This is a genomic window from Kitasatospora sp. NPDC114501 (genome assembly GCF_055633695.1).
In genome coordinates, this window is the sequence record NZ_JBVKDS010000001.1 from 293,838 (window position 1) to 305,827 (window position 11,990).

An 11,990-nucleotide genomic window follows, 5' to 3' on the forward strand; every position below is an offset into this window, starting at 1 on the left:
CGTGCGTTGCTGGGCCCTGACCCAGGGCCGCACCGCAGTACTGTCTGTGGCAGTTACGCGAACGGAAGGCTACCAGCCTGCCGTCGGCAAGCGAACAGCACGGGAGCACCGCGCCCGGCCCGTGGAGAGAGCGGCGGCCCGCCGGCAGTGTCCGCCGCGGTTCCTAGGCTCGGATCATGACCACCCCCACCACAGACCCCGGCACCGCCATGCCCGAATCCGGCGGCGTCGCCGCCATCGTCGAGCGGTTGCTCCTGACCGAGAAGATCCGGATCGGCTCGACCGGCCCGCAGATCTTCGACCCGAACACCGGCCAGTACGTGCCCGGCCCCGACATCGTGAAGTACGAAGGCCCCGGCCTGCACCGCGCCTCCGGCGGGCCGGGAATCGTGCTGCGCCTGGAAGGGCAGCCGTACAAGGACGACGGCGACGGCCGATACCTGCTGTTCAGCCCGTTGTCCTCGCTGGTCGCCGTGGAGGGCGACACCGTGACGATCGTGGAGAGCACGGACCCGGGCGCCGTCGGCCGGGTGTTCAAGGTGCTGGACCCGGGGGAGTCCGGTGGCCTGTCGGTGGTCCGCCGGACGTGGATGCGCGTCGAGAAGGCCGGGGGTGCGGCGTGAGTACTCCGGTCGACCTCGAAGCCGTCCGCCAGAACATGGAGGCCACCGTGATGGTCGACACCGTGCGGCTCAGCAGGCCGACCGGCACCCCCGTCCTGGACGTCGACACCGGGCTGGTGGGGCCCACCCCGACGACCACGATCTGGGAAGGTGCCGGTGCGGTGCTGTCCGCACACGGCCTCGCCGCGGTCGAGCACCTCGTCGGCGGCCGGTGGCTGGAGGACAACGCCTCCTGGTACGGCCTCGTCACCCCGCTGTCCGCGCCGCTCCCACAGCGCGGCGACCTGGTGACCGTCATCGCCACGAAGGCACCCACCGCCGGTACCGTCGGCCGGACCTGGCAAGCCCTCGACCCAGGCGAGGCCAGCACCGTGGCCGTCGCCCGGATCACCCGCCTCGACGAGGTCGCTCTGTTCTGACCCGGTGTGCCGTGTCGCGTTGGTGGGGCGGTTCACTGAACGGCCCCACCAGGCTTCGCGGTGGGGACAGCTATCCGAGGCTCTCTGCGACGTGGATGAGTTCCTCGTTCGTGAGCCGTGGGGGACCGCCGGTGGTGACGGCGAAGGTATATGTCCCGTCGGACCATGTCACCGAACGGGGCGCGCCGTTAGAGTCCGGTGGCGTGATGGTCGCAGGGTGGCCCTTGACGCTGACGGCCCGGCCGGTCGGCGGTGAGCTGTTCCGGAGAGTCTGGCTGATGATCAGGGAACCCTGCTCAGGCTCGGTTCCCAGCCGGTACCCGCTGGCCCAGGCCGGGGTGTCGGTCGGGAGCGGCGCCAGGCCGGGCAGGGAGACCATCCTGCCCGCGGGGTAGGGGTAGTAGTTCTCCGGCAGGAACGCGGGCCGTAGGAGGTTGCGCTCGTCAAAGTGGACGGCTGGCTTGCCGGTGGCGTCGTTCAACGCTCTGGTTCCAAGCGGTTCGTTCAGGTGGGCTGTGATCTGTCCGAGGCCGCCCAGGCCGCAGCCCCTCGGGTCGACAGTGTGCCGCAGGGAGAGCTTCACCGCGCCGGCGGTCTCGCGTGCTACGAGTTCGGGTTGCTTCTCGCAACTCCAGCCGATGTTAAGCGTCAGGGTGTGGCCGTCGGAGCTGACCAACAGCGGGTAGCCGGCCACGGGGCCTTCATGGACCTTGGCTTCTGAGCCTTGATTCACCCATGCGTTGATCGCGAAGCCGCCACCGAGGATGGCTACGGCGGCTACGGCGGCCACGCGATTCCGTCGGCGGTGCTTCGACAGCTGACGGACGGTGCTTTGCGTCATGAGCCCTCCCCGGCGGTCACGGCCATGCTTGCGGCATGGCGTGTGTGAAGTCAAATGAGGCGGGAAACGGCACTTAGTGGGCAAAATGCGCGAATTCGTGTCGATCGATTGCCAAGAAATGGCAAAGGACCACCGATTGTGTCCGAAAGATTCCAGAAGGGTGGTTCTGGCCCTTTTATTCGCAGTGCGCGGCGCATTCACTTGTCACTATTGTGATGGATGGCAAAAATGCCCAAGGCCCTGGTTTAGTCCAATTTGGGGGGATTGAATGGCTCGGAGGGGAAAATCCAGTCGGAAGTGGATCATACTGGCCACTGCCCTGCTGGCGTCGGTTTCCGCAATTGCTCCCGCTATCGCCATATCGGGGAGTAGCGCGCCTACTGCAGTACCGGCTCAGCCAGGCAACGCTTCCAAGAAGAAGTTGCCAACGGCTCCTGCCGATGCGGCTGCCCTACTGGGAGCCACCAAGCCCGAGGTCGTCGAGCTCCTGAAGAAGCAGGAGGCCCTGGACAAGGTCGTCGACCGTATCACTGGAGGACTCGACGAACAGAACCGGGATCGAATCCCGGGATTCACCGAAGTCGTGGTCGACCCAAAGGCCAGCCGCATCACCTTGCACTGGAAGGGCGAGCTCTCGGACTCCGTTCGTGGAGTACTCCAAGACCTTCCGAAGGACGTGAGCCTACAGGTCGTATCCGCCAAGTACTCCAAGGCAGAGCTGCACGCAGCCCGCGAGAAACTGCTGTCGAACGGCAAGCCGATCCCCCTCGCGGCGAAGAGGCCCAGCCACATCAACAGCATCGGGCCATCGCTTGACGGGAGCGGCCTCGACCTCGGCTACGAGATGGACGACGAGCGGGCACCCGAGACGCTCCTCTCGCCACTCGCCGCCGACGAACTGACGCCGCAGGTGGAGACCATCGCATCTGCCATAGCAGGCGTGGAAGTCCACGCCCACCATCAGGCGACGGTTGTGGACCTGACGCGAGGCGCAGACTACGAAGCGTGGGAGGGCGGCGCTGGCGTAGAAACCCCGGGCGGGACGATCTGCTCCACTGGCTTCGGGGTCTACAGCCCCTCGGCCAACTACAAGAGCTTCGTTACCACCGCCTGGCACTGCGGGGCAGGCTCCTACAAGACCTGGTACAGCAAGGAGTACATGGGCTACGCCAATTCGGGTGATGGAAACGCCGCCGATGACACCATCGGTATCGTTCCGAAAGACGGCCAGAAATCAGGCGGAGACGTCTACACCGGCCCATGGAACGAGAGCACCGGCAGCGTCATGGTGGTCGCTGGCTACGGTGGCAACAACGTGGGCGACTACATCTGTCACTCTGCCGCCAACTCAGGGACACACTGCGGTATGCGCGTGGAGCAAGTCGACCGGCAGATCCAAGGGCCTAACGGCGTCTGGCGCAAATTCGCTGACGAGGCCGTTCAGACGGACCCGAACGACATTGCAGCCGCTAACGGAGACAGCGGCGGACCCGTCATCGTGACAACAAGCAACGGAACCAAGTTGCAGGCCCGCGGAACCATCACGTCACTTGAGAAGGAGACCAGCTGCGGCGGCCGAACCACCTCGGATGGCGGAACTCGAACGCCGTGGTGCTTCAACGGGATGTGGTACGTCCCGATTTCTCAAACACTCGCCGACACGGGATGGGTCCTGCGGACAAACTGATGGCCTGGAACCTTTAGAGGGTCAACCCAGCCGTCCACGGATGTGACGAAGCGGTCGGTGAGCAGCGGGTGCGGGGCAGGGCCGGTGGGCGCTGCCCCGCACCCGCTGATGTGGCGGAATGTGGAGTGCAGAGCCGCGTGTCCGTCGCGGCTCCTAGGCTCGTGACCATGACCCCCACCAACCCCCCTGAGCGGCGGCATGTCCGCATCCAGGCGAGCGGCCCGACCGCTCGCCTGGAGATCGACGGCCATGACGTTGCCGACCAGGTCCACTCGTACGAGCTGCGGCACACCGCCGGGCAGCTGCCGGAGCTCCAGCTGCTGCTGCGCCCGACCTCCGCCCCCGAGTGGGAGGGCACCGCGCGCGTCGTCGTCGGCGAAGCCCCGGACCCGGGCCCTGCGGCCGCCGCGTTCCTTCGCGCCCTGGAACCCGCCGAGACCGAACGCGCCGTTCTCGCCCGGCACGACCTCCTCGACGGTGGCCCTAACGAGTTTGTACGGGCGCTGCTCACCCAGCTCACCGAGTGGGCGCTCGGAGTGCCGCAGCGGGGCGAGCACGGCATGGTGGACGGCTGATGGCGCAGGTGACCAGCAACGCCGCAGTTCTGGCCGGGCAGCTGGAGGCGCGGGTCGCCGTCGCGGTGCCGGCGGCGATGGCGGTGGTGCGGCACCACGCGATGATTCTGGAGACCGCGATCCGCGCCGGGGCATCCGGGCGCCCGGGCCCGGGAGTTCAGAGCGGCGACTACCGGCGCTCATGGACGACGGAGGTCCACGCCACCCCCACCGGCGTGGAAGCCGTCGTCGGAACCGCCCGCCCGCAGGCCGCCCGCTTGGAGTACGGCTTCTCCGGGGCCGACAGCCTCGGCCGCGTGTACCACCAGCCTCCGTTCCCGCACGTCGGCCCGGCTGTGCAGCGTGTCGAGCCGCTGTTCGTCGCCTCGATGGCGCGGGTCGCGCAGGCGGTGGTGTCGGGATGAACCAGCAGCTCACCGACGACATCCACCAGGCCGTGGCCGGGGTGCTGCGGGCGCACGGCGCAGGGCTGCTGTCCCGGGCAGTGTTCATGCTGGAAGTCGTAGAGGAGACAACGGGGGAGCTGGGCTTGTACCTGGAGACGTCGCCGGTGGACATGCCGGTGTGGGACCGGGCCGGAATGCTGCACTACGCCGACCTTGACCTGGCCGGGCAGATCACGGCGTGCCGGCTGGGCGACGACGCGGGAGAAGACGAAGAGGAGGACGAGTAGATGCCCGTTCAGGGAAGGGTCGTGTCGACGGCGCTGCGGGACGCGATCGCCGCGGCGACCGGCCGAAGCTGCGGGTACGGGGCGGCGCCGACGACGGCCGACAAGCCCAGCGGGAACGCGATCCCGTACACGGTGCTGTACCCGCTGGGCGGGACCGCCTCCGGACCGCCGTTCGGCGACCAGGCCGGTGACGGCCGGCTCCTCTACCAGGTGACCTCGGTCGCGACGACCGGCGAGCAGGCGGAGTGGATGGCCGACAAGGTCCGGACAGCGGTCCTCGGCGCGAGCCCGAAGGGCGGCTTCGCGACGCCCATCACCCCGGCCGGGCACACGGTCATCGGCCGGGAGAGCGACAAGGAAGACGGGCAGTCCGTCGCCAACGGCGTATACAGTTACATTTCGCGGTTCCTGCTGCACGTGACGACACCTGACAGCTGAACCCGCCGCCGCCGGCTTCGGCGGCATCTCACCGTGGAGACCCCCGCACGGACGCCCGACCACCGGTACGGGCCGACTCCCTTCCACCGCCCCGGACGCGGGTGGTGCGACGAGGGGACGGGTCTCCGGCGGCGCACCGTCCGGGTGATCGCGTCCCCGGAAATGCGAGTCCAGCGTGGCATCCACGCAGCAGCGGTACATGCGCCGCGGCGTCACCCGGATCGTCTTCGTCAAGACGATCGCGGCGGCGACGAACATCCCGACCCGGCAGGAGCTGACCGCCGGCACCGACCTGTCCCGGCAGGTGTCCGACATCGAGGGCTGGAGCCTGGAGAACTCCCCGATCGAGACCCCGGATCTGGGGGCGAAGTTCGCGACCTCCATCCCTGGCGAGGACAAGGCCGCGAACAGCTCGCTGACCTTCTATGAGGACCTGAGCGGTGACGCCATCGAGACCCTGCTCTCGAAGGACACCGTCGGCTACATCTGCATCCTCCGCAAGGGCGACGTCCCGCAGTCCAAGAGCCTCGACGTCTTCCCGGTGCGCGTGGGCAGCCGCGCGCCGTCGTACAGCGCCGGCGCCGAGGCCGCGAAGTTCAAGGTCAGCTTCAGCATCAGCGACCTGCCGACCCTGGACGCGCCGGTTCCGGCCGCCGCCGCAGGCTGAGGGGGCGGGCGATGACGACCACCATGGTGGAGCCGCCGGTTCAGGCGGTCGCCCGGGACGCGCACTGGCGAGCCAAGATGGCCCGGCTCCGGTCCCGTGCCCTACCGGAGCGCACGGTGTCCATCTGCGACGACGACGCGGCGCAGCTCGCCGTGACGGACGCGCAGATGAAGGTGGCGCAGGCCCGCGCGGCGGCCCGTACCGCCGCAGCCGGTCAGGGCGTCGACGGCGCCGCGGTGGACGCCTTCATAGAGGCGCACCCGCAGGTCGTCATCGCCCGCTCGGTCCTGGCGGCCGCCGAGCAGGCCCTCGCCGACGCCACCGTGTCGCTGACGTTCCGGGCGCTGCCGAGGCCGGCATGGGAGGTGCTGCTCAAGGCGCACGCGCCGACGGAGGAGCAGGCCGACCACGGCATGCAGTACAACGTCGAGACGTTCCCGGCTGCGTTGGTCGCCGCGTCCCACGTCGAGCGGGATGAGACCGGCGCCGAGGTCGACGGGATGACGGTGGAGGACGCCCAGGTCCTGCTGGACGAGTGGTCCGACTCCGACGCCAAGGTGCTGTTCACCGGGGCGCTCGCCGTCAACCAGCAGATCCGCGTTGACCTGGGAAAAGGCTAGAGGCCGACCCGCAGCTTCGCGCGGAGATGGAGCTGTGCGAGGCCTACCGGATCCCGCACTCGCAGCTGCTGGGAGCGAGTGACGGCCGGTGGAGCGCGCTGGACCGGGCGAAGGCGCTGGCGTGGGCCGCGTGGCAGCGCGACGTGTGCGGTGGGTGCGGCACGCGGAGCGCCGAGTGGGACGAGCAGCAGGGCGGTGACCGGCACGCCTACGTGGCGCAGGCCAGCCGCTGCCCGGGCTGCGAGCTGATCGAGATGGAGTCGGAGCAGGTCCCGGAAGGGGCCGAGGGGCGCGGGGTGCGCATCGGGCTGATCAAGCCCAGTTAGGAGCAGCCGGGTGTCCGGCGCCTACACCCTGTACGTCCAACTGCAGGCCTCATTCCCGCAGTTGACCGCCGGGCTGCGCGGCGGCGCGCAGCAGCTCAGGCAGTTCGACGGCCAACTCGCGACCACGAGATCCGAGTTGGAGCGGGTCGAGGCGGCTGCGGCCCGGCTCGGCCGCGCCCAGGTCGCTGCTGCGCAGCAGGCCGCCGTCTCCCAGACTGTCGTCCGGGAAGCGGCGGAACGCTCGGCCGCCGCGCAGCAGGCGGCGACCGCCGCCGCCGAGCGTGCCGGCCGCGCCCAGGTGGTGGCTTCCCAGGCCGCCGCTCGCGCCGAGGCCGAACACGCTGCGGCGATCGAGGCGACGACCCGGGCGACTCGCGCGCAGGAAGTCGCGCAGACGATGGCTGCCCGCGCCCAGGCCACCACCGGCGCGGGCATCCTCGCGGCGCAGCGCACCTCCGAAGCCGCTGCCGCGTCGGCGACCCGCGCCGCCGAAGCGCAGGCGGTGCAGGCCGCCCGGGCCGCCGCCGCACAGGAAGCCGCCGCCCGCGCCGCCGGGCTGGCCGACCGCACCAGCACCACCGCAGCGCAGGCCGGTGCCGCCGCGGCGCAGGCCCGTACCTCGCTCGCCTCCGCCGAGGAACAGGCCGCACGGCGCGCCGCGACGGCCGCCGCCGAGGTCAGCCGCGCGCAGACCGAGGCCGCCGCAGCCGCGCAGGCCGCCACAGCGTCCCGGATCTCCGGTTGGGTCACCGGCGGGTTCGCCCTCGGCGCGGTGCTGGCCGCCGGCGCGGTCGGCGCGATCCGCCTTGAGCGGGAGATGGCGAACGTCCTCACGATCAGTGAGCAGATCGACGGCCGGAACGTACGGGCGTTCACCGACGAGATCGTCCGCATGTCGACAGAACTGCCGCAGACCGCAGGTCAGTTGGCGCAAGGCCTCTACCAGATCGTCAGCACGGGTTTCGACGGCGCGGAGGCCATGGGGATCCTGCGGGTCTCCGCGATGGGCGCCTCCGCTGGTCTGACCAGTACGGAGACCGCCGCGACGGGCCTGCTGGGCGTACTCAAGGCCTACGGCATGCCCGCGTCGAAGGCCGCCGACGTGATGGACATCATGTTCCAGACTGTCAATAAGGGCGTCATTTCGTTCGAAGAGTTGAGCATGCAGCTCGGCGACGTCGTCCCGATGGCCGCCGCCGCCGGCGTCTCCTTCGAGGACGTGTCCGCCGCCCTCGCGGCGATCACCCTGGCGGGCATCCCGGCGGCCGAGTCCGCCACCAGCCTGAACATGCTGATGACCAGGCTCATGAAGCCGACGAAGGAACTGGGCGGGCTCTTCCACGATCTCGGCTACGAGTCCGCGGCCAGCGCCATCGAGCAGGACGGCCTGTACGTCGTCATGAACAAGGTCAACGCCGCGACCGGAGGACAAGCCGAGGCAACGGTCAATCTGTTCAAGGACATTCGCGCTGTCCGGGCTGTGCTGTCCTTGGCCGCTGCCGATGGCAAGAACTACGCCGACACCTACGAGGGCATTGCCATCGCGGTGAACCGCGCGGACGCCACCCAGCGCGCCTACGCGGTCCAGATGAACACCACCGCCGGCCAGTGGGACCTGTTCAAGAATCGGGCCGCCGCGCTGGGCATGGACATCGCCCGAGTCCTGCTGCCCGTTCTCCAGGAACTCGCCCAGGACGCGTCGATCGTTGCCAACGCCTTCAACTCCCTGCCGCCCGGCGTGAAGTCCACGATCGGTGTCCTCGTGGCGCTCGGCGCCGTCGCCCTGGTCACCCGGGCAGGTATCGCCCAACTCGCCGCCCACCTCACGGCGTTCCGCGCCGCCGTCACCGAAGCCCAAGCCGGCGGCTCCATGCTGCCCGCGATCCTGCGCGGCACCAGCCTCGCCGTCACCGGTCTCACCGGCGTCCTCGCCCTCGGCGTCCTCGGCTACGCGGCGTACAGCAGCTCCAAGCAGAAGGCCAAGGCCGTCACCGACGACCTCACCCAGGCGCTGCGCGCCGAGCGGGAGCAGCACGATGTCGGCGCGGGCATGCGCGCCCTCGCCCAGTCACTCGCCAACAGCGACGACATGAAGAAGCTGAAGGCCGCCGGGCTTGAGATGACCGAGGTCATCGACGGCCTCATGAGCGGCGGCGACAAGCTCGCCCAGCTCAACGACAAGCTCGACCTGGCGAAGGCCAAGTCGTGGAACCCCGACCTCGGCGGGTACGACGCCAGCTTCGACAAGGCGAAGAAGATCCTCAGCGACCGGCGCCAGTCCTGGTCCGACGCGATCAAGGCCGATGCCGAGCAGGCCACCGCGATGGACCTCGTCAACGCCAAGGTCAAGGCGTCGGTGCAGGCCAACGTCGACGTGTGGTCGCCGTCCATGGCGCTGCCGACCGACAAGAACGGCACGCCCAAATGGACAGACGAGATGAAGAGCATGGCCAAGGTCATGGCCTCCATCGTCGAACCGGCGGACGCCTTCAAGGCCGCGCAGGACCGCGTCGCCTCGTCCAGCCGCGCCGGGGCCATGCAGCTCGACCTCGCCAAGACGTCGGTGTCCGGCTACATCAAGGCGCTCTCCGAGCAGGCCGGAGCCCAGAAGGGCTTCCAGCGCGACCTGGAAGAGCTGACCTCCGCGGGTTTCGGGCCGCTCGCCGACCACTTCGCGAAGCTGGGCGACGCCAGCGCCGGCATGGCGCACGAACTCGTCGCCAACCTCAAGGCCGGGAAGACCGGAGCCGCACAGCAGCTCACCGAGCTGACCCAGGTCGCCCGCGCGGGCCTGGACGACTACATGGGGGAGATGCGTCGCCAGCTCCAGGCGCAGCGCGACTTCCAGAAGAACCTGTCCGAGCTCGCCGTCCAAGGCCGCCTCGACCTCGCCGACCACTTCAGCAAGCTCGGCGTCTCCAGCTCCGGCATGCTCGCCGAACTCGTCGGCCAGCTGAAGAACGGACAGACGCAGGTCGCCGACGAGCTGGAGTCGATCGTCACCGAAGGCACCGCCCGCTCCACCAACGCCTACCGGGCAGGCCTGGAGCAGGTCCCGATGATCGCCGAGAAGTACGGCAAGGACACGGCACGGGCCTGGGCCAGCGCGGCGGAGACCGACGACGTCGCCGCGTTCGGCCGCCTGATGCAGCAGATGGCCGTCACCGACATGACGAACGCCGCGCGGGCCGGCGCGGAGGCCTCCCGCAACGAACTGTCCACCGGCCTCGACCTGGTCACCCAGATCGCCGGGCTCAAGGGCCTCGACAGCGCGAAGGCGTTCGCGCAGGCGCTGCTCGCAGGCGACATCAACGCCGCGATGGACATGATCAAAACGATCTGGGGCGCGAAGCAGCCGATCGATGCCCCTGACCTGTCCGCCGTGATCGGGGCGTTCAAGTCCGCCGGGGGCGCGGCCAACGCCGAGTGGTCGTCGATGCTGTCCCTGATCGCGCAGGTGAGCCAGCAGAAGGGCGCCGCGGCCGCACAGGCCCTCACCTCGGCGCTGCTGTCCGGCGACATGGCCGCCGTGCAGGCGCAGCTGAACGGCATCGGCGCGTCGGTGAAGTCGATCCCCGGATCGAAGACCATCTCGGTGAACGTCAGCGCCCCGTCGAGAATCGACATCCCGGTGATCCTCTCGCCCAAGGGCGCGGCGAACTTCAACGGCGGCGCCTGGGACTCGCCGTTCGCCGCGGTCAAGGCCGACGGCGGCATCGTCGAGTTCTACGCCAACGGCGGCATCCACGACGGCAAGCTGCGGGCACCGCGCGGCGCGGAGAACCACATCGCGGAGATCGTCCCCGCCGGCACCTGGCGCGTCTTCGGCGAGCCGGAGACCTTGGGGGAAAGCTACATACCCCTGGCACCGGCCAAGCGCGCCCGCTCCAAGATGATCCTGGAGGAGACCGCGCGCCGCTTCGGCGGCACCGTGCTGTACGGCGAGCAGCGGCACTTCGCCGACGGCGGCATCGCTACCGCCCGCACCACGGCTACGTCCCGGCTCGCCGCGGCGAAGCTCGTCCCCGCCCGCAACTTTGGCACGGCCGTCGTGGTGCGCGACAGCGCCCCGGCACCGCTGGTCGGGTCCATGACGATCAGCGTCACCGGTGCCAGCGTCAGCGGCGAGCAGGTCGCCGACGCCGTGATGCGCCGAGTGCGCCACCTCCAGCGGGGAGGTCGCGCCTGATGGCCACCGACACCACCCAGCTGGCCGACTGGCAGCTCGACGTCGGCGGAGTCCTCATTGGCCACGGCACCGACGTGCTCATCGAGGACATCGACGGCATAGGCACCCCGGAGAGGCGCGCCGGGGATCGGCCAATCCCCGGCGAAGACGGCAACTACCCGGGGAAGGACACCTACGCGCCGCGCACCCTGCGCATCACCGCCGGCATCCGCACCCCCGGCGACCCCGGCGCGGCGCTCAACCGCCTCGCCGAGCTGGAGCGAGCAGCCGACACCAGGGTGCGTCTCACTCCCGGCGCCACCGACGTGCTGCGCATCCGCAGGCCCGGCCAGCCGGTGCGCCGTCAGTACGGGCGCCTGGCCGGCGTCGAAGCCGTCAGCCTCGCCGACGCCGCGCACGGCTGGATCCCCATCCACGTTGTCTTCGTGGCGCTCGACCCGGCCTGGTACGCCGACACCCCGTCCGGCCTGAACCTGGGGCTCGACGTGTCCGCCCAGCGCGGCCAGGGCTTCGGTGCGCCGCTGCGTGCCCCGATGACCACCGGCACCGCCGACCCGAAGGCTCGGCCCGGCTGGGCCCTCAACACCGGCAACAGGCCCACCTGGCCGACGGTCCGCATCACCGGGCCCGTGGTCAACCCGAAGGTGTGGATCGAGGGCACGGACGCGGTCCTGGAACTCGCCGTCGCACTGGGCGACGGCGAGACGCTCGACATCGAGACCAGGCCCGGCACCCGCACCGTGATCCGCAGCGGACTCGGGTCCGCCGCCGGGGCCCTTTCCCGTGCGAGCCGCTTCGACGCCTTCGTCATCGGCCCGGGCCGCTCCGAAGTCCGCTGGACGGCTCAGGACGCCACCGGCACTTCCCGCCTCGCCCTCACCTGGCGCGACGCCTCCTCCTCGCTCTGACCCCCCACCGCACGGAAGCAGCAC

The 11,990-nt window shown here is 69.9% G+C and carries 13 protein-coding genes; 12 read left to right on the forward strand and 1 reads right to left on the reverse strand.

The genetic code is table 11. From position 1 onward, the window contains the following. Nucleotides 1-176 precede the first annotated feature (176 nt). Nucleotides 177-623, forward strand: a complete 447-nt coding sequence (locus ACZ7RU_RS01335; protein ID WP_470338899.1) for a DUF6093 family protein — start codon at nt 177-179, stop codon at nt 621-623. Next, a complete protein-coding gene (locus ACZ7RU_RS01340) occupies nt 620-1,042 on the forward strand; it encodes a DUF6093 family protein (RefSeq protein ID WP_470338900.1) in 423 nt (140 codons plus the stop codon). Before ACZ7RU_RS01335 ends, ACZ7RU_RS01340 begins: the two co-directional genes overlap by 4 nt. 70 nt (nt 1,043-1,112) lie before the next feature. Here ACZ7RU_RS01340 and ACZ7RU_RS01345 read toward each other — a convergent pair whose 3' ends face one another. Next, the gene (locus tag ACZ7RU_RS01345; protein ID WP_470338901.1) at nt 1,113-1,883 is read right to left on the reverse strand and encodes a hypothetical protein; all 771 of its coding nucleotides are present in this window, start codon (nt 1,881-1,883) and stop codon (nt 1,113-1,115) included. Nucleotides 1,884-2,304: 421 nt separating this feature from the next. Between ACZ7RU_RS01345 and ACZ7RU_RS01350 the strand changes: the two genes are divergently transcribed. The 10 genes from ACZ7RU_RS01350 to ACZ7RU_RS01395 all read left to right on the forward strand — a co-directional run bounded on the left by ACZ7RU_RS01350 (nt 2,305) and on the right by ACZ7RU_RS01395 (nt 11,966). After that, the gene (locus ACZ7RU_RS01350) at nt 2,305-3,570 is read left to right on the forward strand and encodes a trypsin-like serine protease (RefSeq protein ID WP_470338902.1); all 1,266 of its coding nucleotides are present in this window, start codon (nt 2,305-2,307) and stop codon (nt 3,568-3,570) included. Nucleotides 3,571-3,737: 167 nt separating this feature from the next. Continuing rightward, nucleotides 3,738-4,145 carry a hypothetical protein gene (locus ACZ7RU_RS01355; RefSeq protein WP_470338903.1) on the forward strand — a complete coding sequence of 136 codons (408 nt, stop codon included), beginning with the start codon at nt 3,738-3,740 and terminating at the stop codon, nt 4,143-4,145. Continuing rightward, complete coding sequence (locus tag ACZ7RU_RS01360; protein ID WP_470338904.1) at nt 4,145-4,549, forward strand: hypothetical protein; 405 nt, start codon at nt 4,145-4,147, stop codon at nt 4,547-4,549. Before ACZ7RU_RS01355 ends, ACZ7RU_RS01360 begins: the two co-directional genes overlap by 1 nt. Then, nucleotides 4,546-4,818, forward strand: coding sequence for a hypothetical protein (locus ACZ7RU_RS01365; protein ID WP_470338905.1), 273 nt, complete (start codon nt 4,546-4,548; stop codon nt 4,816-4,818). The genes ACZ7RU_RS01360 and ACZ7RU_RS01365 overlap by 4 nt, the downstream gene beginning before the upstream one ends. Beyond that, nucleotides 4,819-5,256, forward strand: coding sequence for a hypothetical protein (locus ACZ7RU_RS01370; RefSeq protein ID WP_470338906.1), 438 nt, complete (start codon nt 4,819-4,821; stop codon nt 5,254-5,256). Between the two features lie 175 nt (nt 5,257-5,431). After that, a complete protein-coding gene (locus tag ACZ7RU_RS01375) occupies nt 5,432-5,923 on the forward strand; it encodes a phage tail tube protein (protein ID WP_470338907.1) in 492 nt (163 codons plus the stop codon). A gap of 11 nt (nt 5,924-5,934) precedes the next feature. Beyond that, nucleotides 5,935-6,543, forward strand: coding sequence for a hypothetical protein (locus ACZ7RU_RS01380; protein ID WP_470338908.1), 609 nt, complete (start codon nt 5,935-5,937; stop codon nt 6,541-6,543). 26 nt (nt 6,544-6,569) lie between these two features. Beyond that, nucleotides 6,570-6,869 carry a hypothetical protein gene (locus tag ACZ7RU_RS01385; RefSeq protein ID WP_470338909.1) on the forward strand — a complete coding sequence of 100 codons (300 nt, stop codon included), beginning with the start codon at nt 6,570-6,572 and terminating at the stop codon, nt 6,867-6,869. A 10-nt stretch (nt 6,870-6,879) separates the two neighbouring features. Next, a complete protein-coding gene (locus ACZ7RU_RS01390) occupies nt 6,880-11,058 on the forward strand; it encodes a phage tail tape measure protein (protein WP_470338910.1) in 4,179 nt (1,392 codons plus the stop codon). Beyond that, nucleotides 11,058-11,966 (forward strand): phage tail family protein, encoded by a 909-nt coding sequence (locus ACZ7RU_RS01395; RefSeq protein ID WP_470338911.1) that lies wholly within the window; start codon nt 11,058-11,060, stop codon nt 11,964-11,966. Before ACZ7RU_RS01390 ends, ACZ7RU_RS01395 begins: the two co-directional genes overlap by 1 nt. The last annotated feature ends 24 nt before the right edge of the window (nt 11,967-11,990 follow it).